This window comes from Vreelandella venusta (assembly GCF_044809155.1).
In the GTDB taxonomy this organism is placed as follows: Bacteria; Pseudomonadota; Gammaproteobacteria; order Pseudomonadales; family Halomonadaceae; genus Vreelandella; species Vreelandella venusta_B.
Map to the genome: position 1 here is coordinate 2,744,871 of NZ_CP085241.1, position 19,230 is coordinate 2,764,100.

A 19,230-nucleotide genomic window follows, 5' to 3' on the forward strand; every position below is an offset into this window, starting at 1 on the left:
CACGGCTTGCGCGTTTGATGCCAATAGCAACATTACTCGCCAAGCTGAGCTTTTACCTGTTCAACAATATGCGCCCCAATGGGGATGGCCGACGTAGCCGCAGGCGATGGCGCGTTGCCCACATTCACCGTGCGCTTAGTATTCACAAACAGAAAATCGTCCACCAACTTGCCATCATTAGAGACCGCCTGAGCACGCACACCCGCTGGATAAGGCGTGAGGTCCTCAAGCGTTAAGCTGGGGCAGTACTTGCGCACTAAATCAAGATAGCCGCGTTTATAGAGCGAGTTTTTCATCTCCAACAGCCCTGGTTTTAAATGCTTACCGAGCACTTTCAAAATACCGGGATGCGTGAACATCTGACCCATATCGCTTAACGACATATCCTGCTTACGGTAGCCCTCGCGCTTCAGCGCCAGCACCGCGTTGGGGCCAACGGTCACCGTGCCGTCAATCATGCGCGTCAAGTGAACGCCCAAGAACGGCATGGCGGGATCAGGAATGGGATAAATCAGATGGTTGACGATATCGTTGTGACGCTCGGGCAGCAGGTAGTACTCTCCACGGAAGGGGCAAATCGTAAAGCCAGGATCTTTACCCAGCATGCGAATCACCCGGTCGGCCATCAGGCCAGAACAAGAGACCAAATAGCGGCCAGTAAACGTTTCCTGCTGAGTTGTCACCACCACTTCATCGGCACGCTCTTCAAGGCCGGTGACACAGTGGTTAAAGCGGATCTCACCGCCGAGGCGCGTAAACTCCGCCGCCATAGCGTGGGTCACCTCGGCGTAGTTCACAATGCCGCTAGAGGGCACGAAAATGCCCGCCACTCCGGTGATATTAGGCTCGCGCTCTTTGAGCGCATCGGCTTCCAGCCACTCCCGCTTCAGCCCGTTGGCGGCAGTGCGCTCCCACAATGCCTCCATGCGCTGCTTTTCAAGGTCATTGGTGGCTACCAGCAGTTTGCCGCAAATGTCGTAGCGCACATCGTGCTGGTCACAGAACTCACGCGTGGCGCGGTTGCCTTCCAGGCAAAACTTCGCTTTCAGGCTGCCCGGCGTGTAGTACACCCCCGCGTGAATCACCCCGCTGTTATGGCCAGTTTGGTGCTGCGCCGCCCCCGCCTCTTTCTCGATGACCAGCAGGCGCTTATCCGGGTAGGCTTTTTGCAGCTGCATCGCGGTGGAAAACCCCAGTATGCCGCCGCCCACAATGATGAAATCCCACATAAATGTCGTTACCTGTGCCAAATTTTTAAAATTTATTGATAATAGCCGTTATTCAACGTTGACCGCCACGCCCCGACATTGGTCTACCCCTAGATGGGTCTAAGGAGTTCTTATGGAGCACGATGCGCCGCGCCAAAACCTCGCGATTAGCGCCTACCACGCGCTAAAGCACGACATCATTCGCGGCCGCTATGCGCCTGAAGAGAAGCTTTTGATGAGCCGCTTAAAAGAGTATTACGGAGTAAGCACAGGACCGCTACGCGAAGCGCTTTCCCAACTGGTGGCCGACCGTTTAGTAGTAGCAATTAGCCAGCGCGGTTATCGGGTGGCCGCGATGTCCCTGGCCGAGCTAAACGATATTTACGATGCCCGCGCCCAGCTGGAAGGGCTGATTTTACGCTTGGCGATTGAGCGCGGCGATGACGATTGGGAAGCCAACGTGCTGGCAACCGCTCACCGCTTAGCCAAGGTGACCGAGGTTAGCTCCCCCGATGAGTTGCTGGACGGCTGGGATTTACGCCACAAAGCATTTCACACCGCCATCGCCAGTGGCTGTAACTCGCCGCACCTGCTGCAAATGCGCGACACCCTGTTTGATCAGGTAGAGCGCTACCGCCACTTATGGCTGCAAGAGACCGTCATGTCGCCCCAAGCCCTTGAAACCAAACGCCAAGAGCATGCCGCACTGGTAGACGTGATTTTGGCGCGAAATGCTGAGCAAGCCGCCAACCTGATGCGTGACCACCTAATGACGCCGGTGCCGATCATCACTCGGGTACTTCAAGCCCGTGGCATCCGTTAAATTCTGCGTTTTAAAAAAATGTAGATATTTTTAAATAACGGCGATACATTGGACTCAACAAGATCACTATTCGGAGTTCACGCCATGACACGCTTTAACTGGGACGACCCGCTACTGCTGGAAAGCCAGCTTACCGACGAAGAGCGCCAGATCCGCGATGCGGCTCACGACTACTGCCAGGAAAACCTGCAGCCACGCGTGCTCAGCGCGTTTCGTGAAGAGCGTTTTGACCGCGACATCATGTCGGAGATGGGTGAACTAGGCCTCTTGGGCGCGACGGTTTCCCCGGAGTACGGCGGTGCAGGCGTGAACCACGTTGCCTACGGCCTGATTGCCCGTGAAGTAGAGCGTGTGGATTCCGGCTACCGCTCAGCCATGAGCGTGCAGTCGTCGCTGGTGATGTACCCCATTGAAGCCTACGGCTCTGAAGAGCAGAAGCATAAGTACCTGCCCAAGCTTGCCAGCGGCGAGATGGTCGGCTGCTTTGGCCTGACCGAACCCGACCACGGCTCCGACCCGGGCTCCATGATCACCCGTGCGGAAAAAGTCGATGGCGGCTACCGCCTGACCGGCGCGAAGATGTGGATCACCAACAGCCCGATTGCCGATATTGCCGTGGTATGGGCGAAATCCGCCGCTCACGATAACCAGATCAAAGGCTTTATTGTTGAGCGCGGCACCGAAGGCTTCTCTACCCCAAAAATCGAAGGCAAAGTATCGCTGCGCGCCTCTATTACCGGCGAGATCGTGCTGGACAACGCCTTCGTTCCCGAAGAGAACCTGCTGCCCAACGTCAGCGGCTTGAAAGGCCCCTTCGGCTGCTTAAACAAAGCGCGCTATGGCATTGCCTGGGGCGTGATGGGCACCGCCGAATTCTGCTGGCACGCTGCCCGCCAATATACCCTGGACCGCAAGCAGTTTGGCCGCCCGCTCGCCGCCAACCAGCTCATCCAGAAGAAGCTGGCCGATATGCAGACGGAGATCACCCTGGGCCTTCAAGCCGCCCTGCAGGTGGGTCGCCTGATGGACAGCGGCAACTGGGCACCGGAAATGATCTCGCTGATCAAACGCAACAACTGCGGTAAAGCGCTGGATATCGCCCGCGTTTCCCGCGACATGCACGGCGGTAACGGCGTGTCTGACGAGTATGGCGTGATTCGTCACATGGTGAACCTGGAGTCGGTGAATACCTACGAAGGGACCCACGACGTGCACGCCCTGATTCTGGGCCGCGCGCAAACCGGCATTCAGTCCTTCTTCTAATCCATACCGACTAACGCATACCAACGAATCGATCACCAGCAACGAGGCACCCGATGAGCACAGCCGCGAAGCCACTAGCAGGCATTAAAGTACTCGATATCTCTCGGGTACTGGCAGGCCCCTGGTGCGGGCAGATGCTAGCCGACATGGGTGCCGAGGTGATCAAAATCGAGCGCCCCCAAAGCGGCGATGACACGCGCCACTGGGGGCCTCCGTGGCTCTCAGGCAGCACTGAATCCGCGTACTACCTGTGCGCCAATCGCGGTAAGCGCTCGGTGACGGTAGATATGGCCAAGCCCGAAGGCCAGGCGCTGATTAAACAGCTTGCCGCTCAGTCGGATGTGGTGCTGGAGAACTTCAAAGTTGGCGGGCTAAAGAAGTACGGCCTGGATTACGCCAGTTTAAAGGCGCTCAACCCCGGCATTATCTACTGCTCGATTACCGGCTTTGGCCAGGAAAGCCCTTACGCCCACCGGGCGGGCTACGACTTTATGATTCAGGCCATGGGCGGCATTATGAGCCTGACCGGCAAGCCGGACAGTGAACCCGGCGGTGGCCCGGTCAAAAGCGGCGTGGCCTTTACCGACATTTTCACCGGCCTGTATGCCGCCAACGCAGTGCTGGCAGCGCTCTACCAGCGCCGCGACAGTGGCGAAGGCTGTCATATTGATTTGGCCCTGATGGATGTGCAGGTTGGCGTGCTGGCTAACCAAGCGCTTAACTATCTGACATCCGGTCAGGTGCCTCAGCGGCTGGGCAACGCCCATCCCAACATCGTGCCCTACCAAGCGTTTGCCACGTCCGACGGCCATATGATTGTGGCGGTGGGCAACGACGAGCAGTTCAAGCGCTTCTGCCAGGTCATTGACCAGCCGCAGTTGGCGCAAGATGAACGCTTTGCCACCAACGGCAGCCGCGTACAGCACCGTGACCTCTTAGTGCCGCTATTAGAGCTTGCCCTCGCCGCGCAGCCGATCGATACGTGGCTTGCAGCCTTTGAAGCGGTGGGCGTGCCCTGCGGCCCAATCAATACCCTGGACCGCGTCTTCGACGACCCTCATGTGAAGGCCCGCAGCCTTAAACAGACGTTACCGCACAGTCAAGCAGGTCAGGTAGACCTGGTGGCTAATCCAATCCGTATTAACGGCGAATCCATGAGTGCTAACACGGCGCCCCCCTACTTGGGTGAGCATACCGAACGTGTTCTGGAGGAGGTCGGCATTACCCTCGAGCAGCGCCAAGCGCTAAGAAAAGCGGGAATTATTTAACGCCGCCCTGATTGAAAATTTCTCTTAAAAGCTCTCTTAAAAGGCGCCCATTGGGCGCCTTTTTGGTTGCCATATCATTTTATTCGAATTTTATACAACACATGTACAACACGTTCACAAGCGACTAGACTAAAGGTATTAAGGAAATCCACTAAACTCACGCTAATCGACCAGTGTCAGTAGCAAGAGCTTGCACCCCAAGATTACTACGCGTCATAAAGAGGAGACATTATGGCTAACTGTGCACGGGTTAATGGAGCGTGTAAACGCTGCGAAGGCGAGCTGCCTTTCGAGTTCACCATGGCGTTTCAACCTATTGTGGATATCTCGCTTGCAAAAGTGGTCACCCATGAAGCCCTTGTGCGCGGCATCAACGGCGAGTCTGCCTGGAGCGTTATCTCCCAGGTCACCGACGAAATGCTCTACCGTTTTGACCAAGCCTGCCGAGTCAAAGCAATTGAAATGGCAAGCGCGCTCAACATGCAAACGGATCTTTCCATCAACTTTTTGCCCAATGCTGTTTATGAGCCGGAAGCCTGTATCCAAGCCACACTAGAGGTATCAGAGCGCGTTGGCTGGCCGACCGACAGGTTAATTTTTGAAATCACTGAAACTGAAAAAGTGCGCGACCGGCAACATTTACGCAACATCATCGATGCGTACCGCTCGATGGGGTTTAAAACCGCACTCGACGACTTCGGCAACGGCTACGCCAACCTAGACCTTCTGACGGATCTCACGCCGGATAAGCTAAAAATCGACCGTGAACTGGTGATGAACTGCGATCATGAACCACGGCGCCAAGCCCTACTCAATGCCATTGTGCTGCTCGCAAAAGAGCTGAATACCACACTGATCGCCGAAGGAGTGGAAACTCGCGCAGAAGCGCTATGGTTAGCAAAAGCAGGAATTACACGTCAGCAAGGCTTCTTTTTTGCCAAACCGGCCATAAATTCCTTGGGCAACCACCTTGTTCCGCTCCTACAGGAGTTAAGAGCAGAGGTGCAGGCTGCAGGAGCACTGGATGACCGCCATTAGCGCTGACCATCTCTTTGAACTTTTCAATCGCTCTAAGAAAAATACCGAAAACGTGATTAAAACAGCTCCCCTGGGTATTTGTATTACCGATCCAAACGGGCGCTTTGAAATGGTCAACCCCGCCTACTGCCAATTTTATGGCTATCGTGAAGAGGAGCTTATCGGCCACCACTTTACGCTGGTTGTGCCCGCCGCCTACCGCCAGCAAATGGCAGCATTACACGATGAATTCATTCAAGGCAATGACACCCATGAGCTTCGCCAAGAGTGGGAAGTACGCTGTAAAAACGGCGAAACACGCACCATTATTGCCGAAGCTGCGCGTATTATTGGCGATGACGAAAAACCAAGAAAAGTCACCTTTATTATTGATATTACCCAGCGCAAACGGCTCGAAGAGCGTTTAACGCAAGCCAATGAACGCTTGATATATATGGCCAATCACGATGAGCTGACTGGGCTTGTAAACCGGCGGCAAGGGCTCAAGCGCCTGGAGGAGGAGCTTGAGCGCTGCGAACGCTACGGAGGAGAGCTCAGTATTGCCATGTTTGACCTGGATGACTTCAAAGCCATTAATGATACTTATGGCCACGCCACAGGCGACGCCGTGCTTCAAGAAGTCACCGCCACTGTCAATGCCCAGCTTCGTTCGACGGATCTGCAAGTGCGGCTGGGTGGAGAGGAGTTTCTCATCATCATGCCAGAGGTTAGCGCTCACGCTGCGCATGCAGCAGTGGAGCGTATTCGACAATGTGTCGCTGAATCACCGTGTACAGAGCATAAATTGATTGTCACGCTATCGGCGGGCATTGCGTGTTATGTTGAAGCATCCAGTACCCGAATGCTTGATCGTGCTGATAAAGCGATGTATCAAGCTAAAAAGGCAGGGCGCAATCGTGTCGTTATCGCATCGTCAGCCATGTGACAACCCTTATTTCACACTATGCTAAAACGACAACCTGTCCCCATTCCCTATCCCAATAGGAGCGAGCCATGAGCAATGCCGAGCTAAACGAACTAAAGCACAAATACGTCGCGGCGGGCGCAGCAAGCCCCGCAACCGCTTTTGCGGACCGCGCCGAAAACGCTGAGATCTGGGACGCCGACGGTAACCGCTTCATTGACTTCGCGGGCGGTATCGGTGTGTTAAACGTTGGCCATCGTCACCCTAAAGTTGTGGCTGCTGTGAAAGCCCAGCTAGACAAGGTGATGCACACCTGTCAAACGGTCATGCCTTACGAAGGCTACGTTAAAGTGGCTGAAAAGCTGAGCCATATCGTTCCTGTGCGTGGCCACGCCAAGGTGATGCTAGCCAACTCTGGTGCCGAAGCGCTGGAAAACGCGGTGAAGATTGCCCGTGCCGCCACTGGCCGCTCTAACGTCATCTGCTTTGATGGCGGCTACCATGGCCGTACCTTCTACACGATGGCCATGAACGGCAAGGTAGCCCCCTACCAAACCGATTTCGGCCCGATGCCAGGCACCGTTTTCCGTGCGCCCTACCCAGTGCCTTACCACGGGGTGAGCGAAGATGAAGCGATTCGCGGCCTGAAAATGGCGCTGAAAACTGACGCCAACCCGAAAGACACCGCAGCGATCATTCTTGAGCCGGTACTGGGCGAAGGTGGTTTTTACCCTGCACCGAAGAGCTTCCTTGAGAAGATTCGCGAGATTTGCGATGAGCACGGCATGCTGATGATCATCGACGAAGTGCAGTCAGGCTTTGGCCGCACCGGTAAGATGTTCGCCATCGAGCATAGCGGCGTAGAGCCGGACATGATGACCATGGCTAAGAGTATGGCCGACGGCATGCCGATCTCTGCCATCGTGGGCACCGATAAGATCATGGATGCCTCTGGCCCGAACTCCCTGGGCGGCACCTACACCGGCAGCCCCACCGCCTGTGCGGCCGCATTGGCGGTAATGGAAGTCTTCGAAGAGGAGAACATTCTCGAGAAGAGCCAGGCGCTAGGCGAGAAGCTGGCGGCCCGCTTTAACGAGTGGCAGGGCAAGTTTGATTGCATCGATCACGTGCGCAACATGGGTGCCATGGCGGCATTCGAGCTGGTGAGCAACAAAACCGACCGCACGCCGAATCCGGAACTGGCCGCAGCGCTGTGTAAAAAAGCCCGTGAAGAGGGCCTGATCCTGCTCTCTTGCGGTATGTACGGCAACACCATCCGCTTCTTGATGCCGGTCACTATCGAAGACGACGTGCTAAACGAAGGCCTGGATATTATTGAATCCTGCCTGGAATCGCTGATCTAAGCGCACAGCACGCCAAAAAACGCCGCCCTATTGGGCGGCGTTTTCGATTAACGGGGCCGTCGATCGCCCTCCAAGAAATTAGCGGTAAAGACGGCTTTACCGTGCGTCTCAAACGACCACTTCATCACATCGCTAAGTGCCGCCATCACTGCATCGAATTCACCAAATACCTGGGTACTCATGCGATTCGGGTGAACCTCTAACCCTGTGGCTTCCAAACGTTTTACCACGTCTTTAACTACCGGCTTATAATCATCTGCCAGCGGGTAGTAGCTTAGCTGTACGGAAAGATACATATCGCCTCCCTCTCTCTATTTTCCAAAGGATGTTGGTCACGGTCTACGCTGTTTGAAACTGCTGCCACGCGGCTAAAATCGCCGTGCGCGTCTCGTCCGGGTGCTCCATCGGAAACATGTGCGTGCCAGGCACCATACTCACCGGCAGCCCGCGACGGGCAATGCGCTTGAGCCGAGAAGACGTCATCAAATGAGACTGCTGCCCCGCCACCAGCTGAATGGGAACACCTACACGCTGCGGCAGGTTGGATAGGTGATCCGGTAAGTGGCGGAAAATTTCCAGCTCGATTCGCGGGTCAAAGGTTAGCTCAGCGCTGCCGTCGTCCAGCAGGCGAGTACCTGCTTCAATGTAGTCGTTTAGTGCCTCGGGGGTAAAGCGACGAAATAGTCCACGGCGGCGCAGTGAGGTCGCCATGGCCTCACGGCTAGGCCATACGCTGCGCCGTCCTTTGGTTTTGCCTGCCGGCGTAATGCGATCCATAAACCCAAACCGTTTGGCTGCTTTCATCGCCCAGGCATCCGGCCCTAGCATCAGCGGCGGGTCAAGCATAATGACACCGCAAAAGCGCTCTGGCTGTTTGTCTGCCGCCATGGCCATCAGCGTACCGCCCAACGAGTGCCCCACGCCTAGCAACGGCGCATCGGTCTCGGGGAGGTAACTCAGAAGTTCATCCACCAGGTTGCCCCAGTTATGGTTTACCGGATAGTCCGGATGGTGGCCCAGTCGATCCAACGGATGCAGATCAAACGCGTCTGCCAGCGGCTCTAGCAGCGTGCGGTAGCTTAAGCCAGGGAAGCCGTTGGCATGGGCAAACACTAAACGGGGGCGTTGGGTGGCATCGGCAGGCATGGCAGGCTCACGGGTCGGCTAACGGGAAGAGGGGCTATCTATCATACGTCTGTTTTAACTCGCCGATGGATAACCGTCAATCCACTCAAGGATTAACCGGCTATTTAAAAAAGCGACAGCTGCTGGGCGGCGGTCTCTTCCGCCAAGCGGTAGCCCACCCCCAGCAGGCGCACGGGCCGCTCGCCTCGCGCCCATCCTACGTTCAGCAAGGTTTCGAACTGTTCTAAGTTGGGTGCGGGGTCGGCGTGTTCGACGGTGGTTTGGGTGAAGTCGTTGAATTTGACCTTCACCATTACGCCGCGCACGGCGGGTGCCGGGTCTAGGCGAGCGTAGCGGCGCTCTAAATCGCCAATCAGCTCGGGGAGCTGACGACGGCAGGCTTCCAGGGTGGGTAAATCTTGAGAGTAGGTTTGCTCGGTGCTGATCGACTTGCGTTCGCGGTGAGTTTTAACAGGGCGCTCATCGCGCCCGTGGCTGAGTTCATGCAGCCGGTGGCCAAAGCGGCCAAAGCGCTCCACCAGCTCGGTGAGTGGCCGGGCGCGCAGGTCTGCGCCGGTCTGAATGCCCAGCTCCGCCAGCTTTTCAGCGGTGCGCGGCCCTACCCCGTGGATCTTTTTCACTGGAAGCTGCTGCACGAAGGCGTCGATATCGTCTGGCGTGATGACAAACAGCCCATCAGGCTTGCGCCAGTCGCTGGCGATCTTAGCAAGAAACTTGTTGGGTGCTACGCCCGCTGAGACGGTGATGCCCACTTCCTGCTTCACCCGCTGGCGAATGGCTTCGGCCATACGGGTGGCGCTGCCGTGGTGGAGCGTGACCTCCGAGACATCCAGAAAGGCCTCATCCAGCGAGAGCGGTTCGATCAGTTCGGTCACATCGCGGTAGATAGCAAATACTTGGCGGGCAACATCTTTGTACTTCGCCATATCGCCCCGAATCACCGTGAGGTGGGGGCAGCGTTTGAGCGCCTGGGCCATGGGCATGGCGGAGTGGATGCCGAACTTACGCGCAGGATAGTTGCAGGTAGCGACCACCCCGCGCTGCTCCACACTGCCGCCAATGGCAATGGGGATATCGGTTAACGCGGGGTTATCGCGCATCTCTACCGCCGCATAGAAGCAGTCACAGTCGCAGTGGATAATTTTGCGCACAGGCCGACCTTGCCTCCGCCATTACCTGTAAAAAAGCACAGTTTATCACAGGGTGTGCTGCAGCGCTGACGAGCAGCAAAACCCTAGGCGGGGGCGCTGTGAATCCCTCCCTGGACGCTACTTTCGCCATCTGACCACCATGGATGGTGGAAATGCCGGAATGGTAGGGAACGTTATTCCGGCCCTGGCGAAAGACCCCCGCTACGGGTTTTCCGCCCATACTCGCTGGTCTAAATCACGTACCACAAAAGGTGCGTAACACCTGCTCGCTTTCCGTGGCCGGGGCTGCTAGGCAGCGCGCCTCTTCGGATTCATCAAAAGGCTGCGTGACCGCCGCGAGCAGCGTGTGGAAGGGCGTGAAATCGCCTGCTACCGCCGCATCGATGACCTCTTGAATGCGGTGGTTGCGGGGAATCACCACCGGGTTGGCGTGGCGCATGGCCTCCAAGCGTTCACTCTGCTGGCTGGCTTGCTGGGCGCTTTCCCACTCGGCGAGCCAAGCGGCAAGGCCATCGGGCTGCGTGGTCAGCGCCAGCAGCGCATCTTTTTGAGGTTGCTCTGGCGTATCCGCTCCCAGGGCTTTGGCACCAAGCTCTTTGGCATCAAGTACTTTGGCATAGTGCGTTAGCGCATCAAAGGTGGCGGTCATATCCATGCGGCCCTGGTGCATCTGGCTTTCCAGCGCTTCCATCAGCGGCGCGGCGCGGTCGCTTTCTGGGTCTAGGCCCAGCTTATTGGCGTGCAGACGGCGCTGTTCGGCGTTAAAGCGTGGGGTAAAGCCGCGAATAATATCGGTAGCTTGCTCCACCACGGCATCGCCCTCTTCAAGCATCAGCGGCAGCAGAGTTTCGGCAAAGCGGGCTAAGTTCCACTGGGCAATCGCGGGCTGGTTATCAAAGGCGTAGCGTTTACCTTGATCAATGGAGCTGAACACCTTTTGCGGGTCGAACTGCTCCATAAACGCGCAGGGGCCGTAATCGATGGTTTCACCGGCAATACTGCAGTTATCGGTGTTCATCACGCCGTGGATAAAGCCCAGGCTCATCCAGCGCGCTACCAGTAACGCTTGGCGGGCGGTCACCGCGTCTAACAGCTCAAGGTACGGGTCTTCAGCGTTGGCCGCCTCTGGGTAGTGGCGGGCAATCACATGATCGGCCAGCGCTTTGAGTGCTTCTTCATCGCGGCGAACGGCGGCAAACTGGAACGTGCCCACGCGTATATGGCTGCTGGCCACGCGGGTCAGCACTGCCCCTGGCTCAGGTAGCTGGCGCACGACGCGCTCGCCGGTGGCGACGGCAGCCAGGGCGCGAGTAGTGGGCACGCCCACAGCGGCCATAAATTCACTCACCAGGTATTCTCGCAGCACCGGGCCAAGGGGCGAGCGGCCATCGCCACCGCGAGAGAACGGCGTGCGGCCACTGCCTTTTAGCTGCACATCTCGGCGCAGGCCCTGCTGGTCCACCACTTCGCCCAACAGCAGTGCGCGGCCATCGCCAAGCTGCGGCACGAAGTTGCCGAACTGGTGCCCGGCGTAGCCCAGCGCTTTGGGCTCAGCTCCTGGCGGCAGCTGGTTACCGCTGAACCACTGGGCCAGCGTTGCGTCGTCGGGTCGTGTTTGCATGCCTAGCTGCGCGGCCAGGGCGTTGTTAAAAGCAATCAGGCTGGGCTGCGCCACTGGCGTGGGCTGGCAAGCGGCCCACAAGGGTTCGGGCAGCGTGGCAAACTGGTGTTCAAAGGTCAGCACGGGCAACTCCGCTTTTCATTTAATAGCCTAGGTAATACCCTAGCATTTTACTCAAGTAATTGGCGATAGCATGCCGCATAGAGACGCGTTAACCCGTGTTAAGTTACCGATAGAGCAAGAGGCGCTCACGCCTCTGCCCCGAGCCTTCTACAACCGCGATACGCTGGACGTCGCCCGGGACTTATTGGGCTGCCTACTGGTGCGCCAACTGGACGGCGAAGTCATGGCGGCGCGCATTGTGGAAACCGAGGCCTACCGTGGCTCAGAAGATTCCGCCTGCCATGCCCACCGGCGCAGAACACCGCGCACCGAGGCGATGTTTGGCCCGCCCGGCCACGCTTACGTCTATTTGGTGTACGGCATGCACTGGCTGCTGAACGTGGCGACCCAGCCGGAGGGAAACCCCTGTGCGGTGCTGATTCGAGCGGTTGAGCCGGTAATTGGCGAGCCCGCCATGCGGGCACTGCGCAGCGTGGCGGGGCGTAATTTAAGCAACGGCCCCGGCAAACTCACCCGGGCACTGCGCATTGATAAAGCGCTTTATGGCCACGATATGACGCAAACCGGCAATCAGGCGAACGGGCTATGGATTACATCAGGCGAGCCGCCCAGCGCGATTGCCAGCGGCCCGCGGGTAGGCATCGATTACGCCCAACCCGCCGACCGCGACGCCCCCTGGCGGCTATGGAGCGATGGCAACCCGTGGGTCTCTAAAGCGCGTTAAGCACTCTTTAAGCACGCCACCGTTTGTTCCAGCACCGGGGTGAGCGGCGCGCGCCACTGGTGGGTTAAGAACCCATCGGCACGGGTCACGCCCAGCGAGAGCGACGCCACGGGCAGGCCCATGGCGTGGGCATCGCGGCAAAAGCGGTAGCCAGAATAGACCATCAACGATGTGCCCACTGCCAGCACCGCGTCGGCTTGCTGCAGCGCCGCCTGGGCCGCCAGCCGCCGCGCTGGAGGCACCACATCGCCGTAGTAGACTACCTGCGGTTTGAGGATGCCCTTGCAGCGAGGGCAGTCCAGCACCTTGAAGGTAGAGAAGTCGGTTTCCAGATCCGCATCGCCATCCGGCGCGTGGCGGGCATCCAGCGCGGCAAAGGCTGGGTTCATGCGCGCCATTTCGCTGTGCATGGCGTGGCGCATCATTTGATAGCCGCACGCCATACAGGCCACCACATCCGCCCTGCCGTGAAGATCAATCACCTTTTTTGAGCCTGCCCGCTGGTGCAAACGGTCAACGTTTTGCGTGACCAGCAGCTCCACATGGCCCATGGCCTCAAGCTCTGCCAACGCCCGATGCGCCCCGCTCACCTGGGCTTCGCGCATGGCTTTAAAGCCTACCAGCGCCCGCGCCCAGTAGCGCTGGCGCACGGCGAAGGAGCTCATAAAATCGCCGTGCTGCACCGGCGGCGGGCGCTTCCACTGGCCATCGGCGTCGCGGTAATCGGGAATACCGCTATCGGTGCTCACCCCTGCGCCGGTAATCACCCATAATTTAGGATGGCGTTTAATAAACTCTGCGAGAGCTTCCCCGGCGGTTACGACGTTATTTGATATTTCCACGGCCTGCGTCAATGGATCACCCTAGGCAATACTGAGACAAGTCAACGATACTGTATGACAATATACGCACATGCAATGTGCCACAGGTAGCGACGTAAGGAGCCTCTCATGCAGTGGGATCACGAAATTATTATTGTTGGCGGCGGCATGGTGGGCGCGGCCTTAGCTGCCAGGCTCGGCCAAGCAGGCATTTCGGTAGGCCTTGTGGAGCGTGCCAGCGCCCCCACCGCACCGAGCGGCGATTACGACCTGCGTATTTCATCGCTCAACGCCCGGTCGCTCGCGTTTGTCAAAGCCAGCGGCACCGAGCTGCCAGAAGAGCGCTGCTGCCCGTTCCGGCATATCGATGTCTCCAACCAGGATGGCACCGGCCACTCCGTATTCTCTGCCGAAGAGAGCGGTATGCAAGATTTCGGCATTTTTATTGAAAACCGCACGCTGCAGTACGCGCTTTGGCAGCGCCTCGCAGGACTGCCCAGCGTTACCTGCTACACCCAGTGCGCTCCGCTAAGCACCATGGCAGCGACCTCTGGACGCATGCTGGAGCTGGATAACGGCAAAACGCTGAGCGCCCGGCTGATTGTAGGTGCCGACGGCGCACGCTCCACCCTACGCGAGCTAGCCGGCATTGACGTTACCAGCTACGACTACCACCAGCGGGCGATGATTATTAACGTCGAAACCGAGCTGCCCCAGCAGGATGTCAGCTGGCAGGTGTTTACCCCAACCGGCCCCATCGCGATGCTTCCGCTTCCCGGCCATCGCGCCTCCCTGGTGTGGTACGACCGAGAAGAGACCACCAAAGCGCGGGAACAGTTGGATGACGACGCTCTAACGACCGCCATCGAAATGGCCTTCCCTCGACGCCTGGGTAACCTCACCCGTATCGTCGCAAAAGCCAGCTTCCCCATTAAGCGCCAACACGCACAGCGCTATATCGGCAAGCGCTTAGCACTGATTGGCGACGCAGCCCATGTGGTGCACCCGCTGGCTGGCCAAGGATTAAATATTGGCCTGCACGATGCCGACACCCTGGCTGAAATCATCATGCAAGGCCGCGACCCCGGCGACTACCTCAACCTACTTCGCTTTGAATGCCAACGCCGTGCGGCTAACCAAGCGATGATTGCCGCCACCGATAGCTTTCACCATCTGTTTACTGGCTCCAGACCGCTGCGCCAGCTAGGCGATTTAAGCCTGCACCTTGCCGAACGCGTACCGCTCGCCAAACGCATGATGATGCAGCAGGCCAATGGGCTAAATCCGTTCAAAATTATCTAACGCTGACTATGCTGAGGGGGTGGCTGCGATAAGCAGCCCCAAAACAATCACAACACCCCTTCAAAAGGAAAGCGCATGCGACGTAAGCAACTATATGCACGGGTCACTGTTGCCTCGTTAACCGGCCTGGGTCTGCTATTGGCTACGCCCTTATGGGCTTGGGATGGCGTGGTCGAGAAGCAAACGTTCGAGATGGAGAGTTTTACCACCCAGGGCGGCGAGACGATTCCCAACGTGACGGTAGGCTGGGAAGCCTACGGCGAGCTTAATGAGGCGCGCGACAACGCTATTTTGATTACCCACTTCTTCTCCGGCACCAGCCATGCCGCAGGCCGCTATGACGCCGATGGCGAACCCACCGGCTACTGGGATGCCATTATCGGCCCCGGCAAACCGCTGGATACCGATGAGTACTACATTATCTCTTCCGATACGTTGGTCAACCTGGGGGCCAATGACCCTAACGTGACGACGACCGGGCCTGCCACCATTAACCCCGATACCGGCGAACCCTGGGGCATGGATTTCCCGGTCGTGACGATTCGGGATTTTGTCGACGTGCAGCGCGCCCTACTAGAGAGCCAAGGCATTGAATCCCTGCATGCGGTGATGGGCGCTTCCATGGGAGCGCTGCAGGCCATTGAGTGGGCCAGCGCCTATCCTGAGCGCGTTGAACGGTTGATCCCCGTGATTGGCGGCGGTGTAGCCGACCCGTGGCTGCTGGCCACGCTAAGCGCCTGGGCCGCGCCAATTCGCCTGGATGCCAACTGGAACGAAGGCGACTACTACGACGGCGAGCCGCCCACCGAGGGGCTAAAAGAGGCGCTGAAGCTGGTCACGCTCAATGCCAACCACTGGCAGTGGGCCAACGAAGCCTTCAACCGCGACTGGGCCGATGACACTCGTGACCCCGCCCAGGATATCAACGCCCGCTACGCCATCGAGCAAACCTTAGACGACATCGCAGGCGCACGGGCTAAGATCTCCGATGCCAACCACCTGCTTTACCTTGTGCGCGCCAACCAAACCTTTATGGCAGGCTACAGGGAGTCATTAGAAGCAGGCCTAGCCGCCATCGAAGCGCCCACGCTGATGCTGTATAGCGAGAATGATTTGGTCTTCGCCCCCGAAGGCGTACGCCGCACCGCAGAACTAATTGAAGCCGACGGCACCGAGGTCACCTTGGAAACGCTGGAAGGCAACCGAGGCCACCTGGATGGCGTTGTTTCTATCGAGCAAGCCAGCGATACGTTGCGGGAGTTTTTGCAGTAAAAGAATGAGCGCTAGCCCTACTGGAGCTAGCGCTCACTACCACCCACCTGATGGCACGAATCCCCTACATACACGCGCGACTCTCGTTAGCGGCTTGGCTCGGGGAGTACCGGGGGCGTGCTATCCATATAGGTTAAAAAGGATGCCCAAACGGTGTGGGTGCGCTGCTGTGTCAGCTGTGTTTTGCACGTTAGCGCCATCACGCCCCGGATAGACCCCTCACGCCACTGAGTATGCACTGCATCACAGTGAGCGATGGCATAAGCCTCCCAAGCTTCGATAGCAGCGACCAACTCAGGGTCGTCAGCATGGTGTGTAACGCTCGCTTCCACGTACTGGCTCAGCTCCGTTTGAGCTGACTCTAACTGCTTGGCAGCACACTGATTAATATCGAGCGTGGTCATCGCATGATCACAATCGAGCGACGACGCCTCCGCCATCGCCATGACCGCAAAACAAAGACTTGTTGCCGCCACAGCTATTCTTCGCATGTTTTGCTCCGAACTGACATTCTAAATACTTCCCAACGCCCGCTGAACCGCCTGCTCCGCGTGGATCTCGGTGGTATCAAACAGCGGCACGTTCGTATCGGCTTGCTGGATTAGTAGGCCAATCTCGGTACAGCCTAAAATCACGCCCTGCGCGCCGCGCTCAGCAAGCGAATTGACGATATTTAGGTAGTCAGCTTTGGCATCTGCCTTCACCACGCCCAGGCACAGCTCTTGATAAATCACCGAGTGCACACGCGCTCGCTGTGGCTCGGTGGGCACGACCACATCGATGCCGTGGCGCTGAAGGCGCTCGATATAAAACGCCTGCTCCATGGTGAATCGCGTGCCTAGCAAACCCACGCAGGTAATGCCCTGCTGTTGCAGCACCTGGGCCGTGGCGTCGGCGATATGCAGCAGCGGAATGGAGACCGCCGCTTCCAGCGGCTCGGCCACCTTATGCATGGTGTTGGTACACAGCACCAGAAAATCAGCCCCGGCCACTTCGACCGCTTTGCCCGCCGCTGCCAGTATCTCGGCAGTGGCCTGCCAGTTGCCTTGATGCTGCAGCGCCTCTATCTCGGCAAAATCGACGCTGTACAGCACCACCTTGGCCGAATGCAGCCCGCCCAACGCCGTGCGCACGTTTTGGTTGATGAGACGGTAATACGTCTGCGTGGATTCCCAACTCATCCCGCCGATTAAGCCGATGGTTTTCATAGGAACTCTCCTTTGAAGGGCCTTCATAGGTACCAAATACGGTGAAGCTTAGCGCGATATAGGCGCCATAACCCAGAAGTAGCAAACCGCCTTCAAACCGACTCAGCCGACGGCCAGTATAGAGAAAGAACAATAAAATCAGCGACGTTCCCAGCATCACCCACTGATCAAACTGCAGGATGCGCGCATGGACAGGCAGCGGCTGCAACAGCGCGGAAATACCGAGTATGCCGAGAAGATTGAAAATATTGCTGCCAAGGATATTCCCAATTGCCACATCGGCATGTCGGCGAAATGCCGCGATGACCGATATCGAAAGCTCGGGTAGCGACGTTCCAACGGCAACCAGGGTCAACCCTATCACCGCCTCTGAGACACCCAGCGACTCGGCTATTCCCACGGCGCCCTTCAACAGTACCTGCGAACCTACGATCAAAAGCCCCAACCCCAGCACAACGGCCATTACAATCCACAGCGTTGTTTTGGGTAACGCGGTCACTTCTTTCCCTTCCGCTATGTGCATCTCGGCGGAAGGTACTGCTCCAGAGCGCTCAGTCCAGTATGCCCACAGCAGGTACGCGGCCAGTGCTAAAAGGAAGATGGCCGCATCAGACCTTTCCAATGCATTGCCACCCACCAGCACAAGAAATAAAACGCTAGCCGCCACCACCGTGACACCGTCACGCTGCAATACCAGCGGCTTCACAGCAAGCGGCGTTATCAGGGCACATATACCCAGAATCAGCATGCTATTGCCGATATTACTCCCCACGACGTTGCCGATGGCAATATCAGGCCGCTCACTAAGCGCAGCCTCAATAGAGACCACAAGCTCCGGTGCCGATGTCCCGAACCCAACAATAATCAAGCCGCTGAGTAACGGCGAAATTCCCAGCCTGTGCGCGGCTGCTAAAGCGCCTCTTATCAGCGCTTCACCGCCACTTGTCAGCAGCAGCACGCCAATGGCAACGAACAATAGGTTCAACATAATGATGAGTTCCTGTTGCGAACCAAACCGATATAACAGCCTAAGACAGAATGCTCCTGACGGCAGGCCGCAGCCTCTAACACATTAGTGGCTAGCATTCTCTTCGGCCACTTGGCGCAGCGCATCCACCAGCACATCGGCGGGCTGAGCACCGGAAATCAAGTAGCGACCATCAAGAATAAATGCGGGTACGGCGTTTACTCCCGCGTCCATAAAGCGCTGCTCGGCTTCACGCACTTCATCTGCGTACTGATCGGAGCGGGCGATGGCCTCGGCGGTGTCACCGTCTAGCCCCACTTCAATGGCCTTCTCGCGCAGCACCGCTGGGTCGGCGGGGTTTTTCGCTTCACCAAAGTAAGCCTCAAACAGAGCCAACTGAAGCGCCGTCGCTTGGTGTTGCGTTCCGGCCCACGCCAATACGCGGTGGGCAGCGAAGGTATTGTTCGCCCGACGCTCAAGAGCACCGCGGAAATTCAGCCCAAGCTCCTCGGCGGCGGCCATAATCTCGCGCTGGGACTGCTCCATGGTGGCCGCGTCTTTGCCGTACTTGCGGCACAAATGCTCCAGAATCGGCTCGCCTTCAGGCGGCATATCGCGGTTCAGCTCAAAAGGCTGCCAGACCAGCTCAACGTCGATCTCGCCATTGAGTGTCTCTAACGCTTGCTCCAAGCGCCGGTAGCCAATCGCGCACCACGGGCAGGCCACATCGGATACAAGGTCGATTCTTACCTTTTGCATTTTGTTTACCCCTTCGGCATATCCCAATATTCGATCAAACGAAAGAAAACATCGTACGTGGATATAGTGAGTAACGGCAGTACTGATTAAGGAGGCCACCTTGGAAAAAGCCGCGGTGTTTAAAAGCAAACGAAGCGAAGCGTGGGACAGCTGGTTTGATGGCCACAGTGCCACTGCAGACTTTATGAGTGAACGCGCGGCGTTTTGATGCTGAAGTCACTGCTTTCGAGCAGCAGTGCTAGGTCGATAGATAGGGCACATACGAGAA

General features: G+C 57.6%; 18 protein-coding genes and 1 pseudogene. 9 read left to right on the top strand and 10 right to left on the bottom strand.

The features are described 5' to 3' along the window. Nucleotides 1-32: 32 nt before the first annotated feature. Nucleotides 33-1,229, bottom strand: a complete 1,197-nt coding sequence (gene lhgO, locus LG301_RS12740) for an L-2-hydroxyglutarate oxidase (RefSeq protein ID WP_404471530.1) — start codon at nt 1,227-1,229, stop codon at nt 33-35. Between the two features lie 112 nt (nt 1,230-1,341). Here lhgO and csiR point away from each other — a divergent pair, with 112 nt between their 5' ends. The 6 genes from csiR (at nt 1,342) to gabT (ending at nt 7,868) form a co-directional block, all read left to right on the top strand. Beyond that, the gene (gene csiR, locus LG301_RS12745) at nt 1,342-2,031 is read left to right on the top strand and encodes a DNA-binding transcriptional regulator CsiR (RefSeq protein WP_263067610.1); all 690 of its coding nucleotides are present in this window, start codon (nt 1,342-1,344) and stop codon (nt 2,029-2,031) included. A gap of 84 nt (nt 2,032-2,115) precedes the next feature. After that, nucleotides 2,116-3,294 carry an acyl-CoA dehydrogenase gene (locus tag LG301_RS12750; protein WP_188637705.1) on the top strand — a complete coding sequence of 393 codons (1,179 nt, stop codon included), beginning with the start codon at nt 2,116-2,118 and terminating at the stop codon, nt 3,292-3,294. A 53-nt stretch (nt 3,295-3,347) separates the two neighbouring features. Continuing rightward, complete coding sequence (locus tag LG301_RS12755; RefSeq protein ID WP_404471531.1) at nt 3,348-4,562, top strand: CaiB/BaiF CoA transferase family protein; 1,215 nt, start codon at nt 3,348-3,350, stop codon at nt 4,560-4,562. Nucleotides 4,563-4,793: 231 nt separating this feature from the next. Further along, complete coding sequence (locus tag LG301_RS12760) at nt 4,794-5,600, top strand: EAL domain-containing protein (RefSeq protein WP_404471532.1); 807 nt, start codon at nt 4,794-4,796, stop codon at nt 5,598-5,600. Further along, complete coding sequence (locus LG301_RS12765) at nt 5,587-6,525, top strand: diguanylate cyclase (RefSeq protein ID WP_404471533.1); 939 nt, start codon at nt 5,587-5,589, stop codon at nt 6,523-6,525. The genes LG301_RS12760 and LG301_RS12765 overlap by 14 nt, the downstream gene beginning before the upstream one ends. Before the next feature lie 68 nt (nt 6,526-6,593). Continuing rightward, nucleotides 6,594-7,868 carry a 4-aminobutyrate--2-oxoglutarate transaminase gene (gene gabT, locus LG301_RS12770; protein WP_404471534.1) on the top strand — a complete coding sequence of 425 codons (1,275 nt, stop codon included), beginning with the start codon at nt 6,594-6,596 and terminating at the stop codon, nt 7,866-7,868. Nucleotides 7,869-7,915: 47 nt separating this feature from the next. Here the strand turns inward: gabT and LG301_RS12775 are convergent, their stop codons facing one another. The 4 genes from LG301_RS12775 to LG301_RS12790 form a co-directional block, all read right to left on the bottom strand. Next, nucleotides 7,916-8,164, bottom strand: coding sequence for a YkoF family thiamine/hydroxymethylpyrimidine-binding protein (locus LG301_RS12775; RefSeq protein ID WP_290669343.1), 249 nt, complete (start codon nt 8,162-8,164; stop codon nt 7,916-7,918). A 43-nt stretch (nt 8,165-8,207) separates the two neighbouring features. Further along, nucleotides 8,208-9,014, bottom strand: a complete 807-nt coding sequence (locus LG301_RS12780) for an alpha/beta fold hydrolase (RefSeq protein ID WP_404471535.1) — start codon at nt 9,012-9,014, stop codon at nt 8,208-8,210. A 104-nt stretch (nt 9,015-9,118) separates the two neighbouring features. After that, the gene (gene dinB, locus LG301_RS12785) at nt 9,119-10,165 is read right to left on the bottom strand and encodes a DNA polymerase IV (RefSeq protein ID WP_404471536.1); all 1,047 of its coding nucleotides are present in this window, start codon (nt 10,163-10,165) and stop codon (nt 9,119-9,121) included. Between the two features lie 235 nt (nt 10,166-10,400). Continuing rightward, nucleotides 10,401-11,909, bottom strand: a complete 1,509-nt coding sequence (locus LG301_RS12790) for a YdiU family protein (protein ID WP_404471537.1) — start codon at nt 11,907-11,909, stop codon at nt 10,401-10,403. Between the two features lie 70 nt (nt 11,910-11,979). On the opposite strand from LG301_RS12790, the gene LG301_RS12795 reads away from it, so the two are divergent. Further along, complete coding sequence (locus LG301_RS12795; protein ID WP_404471538.1) at nt 11,980-12,633, top strand: DNA-3-methyladenine glycosylase; 654 nt, start codon at nt 11,980-11,982, stop codon at nt 12,631-12,633. On the opposite strand, the gene LG301_RS12800 is transcribed toward LG301_RS12795, so the two are convergent. Continuing rightward, on the bottom strand, nt 12,630-13,487 hold the full coding sequence (locus tag LG301_RS12800) for an NAD-dependent protein deacetylase (protein WP_404471540.1): 858 nt from the start codon (nt 13,485-13,487) through the stop codon (nt 12,630-12,632). The two genes, LG301_RS12795 and LG301_RS12800, sit on opposite strands and share 4 nt — an antisense overlap. A gap of 96 nt (nt 13,488-13,583) precedes the next feature. Between LG301_RS12800 and LG301_RS12805 the strand changes: the two genes are divergently transcribed. Both LG301_RS12805 and LG301_RS12810 read left to right on the top strand, forming a co-directional pair. After that, the gene (locus LG301_RS12805) at nt 13,584-14,756 is read left to right on the top strand and encodes a UbiH/UbiF/VisC/COQ6 family ubiquinone biosynthesis hydroxylase (protein ID WP_404471541.1); all 1,173 of its coding nucleotides are present in this window, start codon (nt 13,584-13,586) and stop codon (nt 14,754-14,756) included. A gap of 75 nt (nt 14,757-14,831) precedes the next feature. Further along, the gene (locus tag LG301_RS12810) at nt 14,832-16,028 is read left to right on the top strand and encodes a homoserine O-acetyltransferase (RefSeq protein WP_404471542.1); all 1,197 of its coding nucleotides are present in this window, start codon (nt 14,832-14,834) and stop codon (nt 16,026-16,028) included. 86 nt (nt 16,029-16,114) lie between these two features. Here LG301_RS12810 and LG301_RS12815 read toward each other — a convergent pair whose 3' ends face one another. From LG301_RS12815 to LG301_RS12830, 4 genes and pseudogenes are all read right to left on the bottom strand, one after another. Next, complete coding sequence (locus LG301_RS12815; protein WP_404471543.1) at nt 16,115-16,519, bottom strand: lysozyme inhibitor LprI family protein; 405 nt, start codon at nt 16,517-16,519, stop codon at nt 16,115-16,117. 21 nt (nt 16,520-16,540) lie between these two features. After that, on the bottom strand, nt 16,541-17,236 hold the full coding sequence (locus LG301_RS12820; protein ID WP_404471544.1) for an aspartate/glutamate racemase family protein: 696 nt from the start codon (nt 17,234-17,236) through the stop codon (nt 16,541-16,543). A gap of 55 nt (nt 17,237-17,291) precedes the next feature. Then, nucleotides 17,292-18,224 (bottom strand): annotated as a pseudogene (locus LG301_RS12825) (calcium/sodium antiporter); the annotation flags it as partial. 84 nt (nt 18,225-18,308) lie between these two features. Continuing rightward, complete coding sequence (locus LG301_RS12830; RefSeq protein WP_404471545.1) at nt 18,309-18,962, bottom strand: DsbA family oxidoreductase; 654 nt, start codon at nt 18,960-18,962, stop codon at nt 18,309-18,311. Nucleotides 18,963-19,230 lie beyond the last annotated feature (268 nt).

Excerpts from the sequence above, each read along its gene's own strand:
- LG301_RS12795 (WP_404471538.1), top strand. The coding sequence starts at position 11,980 with ATGCCGCATAGAGACGCGTTAACCCGTGTTAAGTTACCGATAGAGCAA.
- LG301_RS12765 (WP_404471533.1), top strand. The coding sequence starts at position 5,587 with ATGACCGCCATTAGCGCTGACCATCTCTTTGAACTTTTCAATCGCTCT.
- LG301_RS12780 (WP_404471535.1), bottom strand. The coding sequence starts at position 9,014 with ATGCCTGCCGATGCCACCCAACGCCCCCGTTTAGTGTTTGCCCATGCC.
- LG301_RS12810 (WP_404471542.1), top strand. The coding sequence starts at position 14,832 with ATGCGACGTAAGCAACTATATGCACGGGTCACTGTTGCCTCGTTAACC.
- LG301_RS12760 (WP_404471532.1), top strand. The coding sequence starts at position 4,794 with ATGGCTAACTGTGCACGGGTTAATGGAGCGTGTAAACGCTGCGAAGGC.
- LG301_RS12775 (WP_290669343.1), bottom strand. The coding sequence starts at position 8,164 with ATGTATCTTTCCGTACAGCTAAGCTACTACCCGCTGGCAGATGATTAT.
- LG301_RS12750 (WP_188637705.1), top strand. The coding sequence starts at position 2,116 with ATGACACGCTTTAACTGGGACGACCCGCTACTGCTGGAAAGCCAGCTT.
- LG301_RS12830 (WP_404471545.1), bottom strand. The coding sequence starts at position 18,962 with ATGCAAAAGGTAAGAATCGACCTTGTATCCGATGTGGCCTGCCCGTGG.
- csiR (WP_263067610.1), top strand. The coding sequence starts at position 1,342 with ATGGAGCACGATGCGCCGCGCCAAAACCTCGCGATTAGCGCCTACCAC.
- LG301_RS12815 (WP_404471543.1), bottom strand. The coding sequence starts at position 16,519 with ATGCGAAGAATAGCTGTGGCGGCAACAAGTCTTTGTTTTGCGGTCATG.
- LG301_RS12820 (WP_404471544.1), bottom strand. The coding sequence starts at position 17,236 with ATGAAAACCATCGGCTTAATCGGCGGGATGAGTTGGGAATCCACGCAG.
- lhgO (WP_404471530.1), bottom strand. The coding sequence starts at position 1,229 with ATGTGGGATTTCATCATTGTGGGCGGCGGCATACTGGGGTTTTCCACC.
- LG301_RS12755 (WP_404471531.1), top strand. The coding sequence starts at position 3,348 with ATGAGCACAGCCGCGAAGCCACTAGCAGGCATTAAAGTACTCGATATC.
- LG301_RS12805 (WP_404471541.1), top strand. The coding sequence starts at position 13,584 with ATGCAGTGGGATCACGAAATTATTATTGTTGGCGGCGGCATGGTGGGC.
- gabT (WP_404471534.1), top strand. The coding sequence starts at position 6,594 with ATGAGCAATGCCGAGCTAAACGAACTAAAGCACAAATACGTCGCGGCG.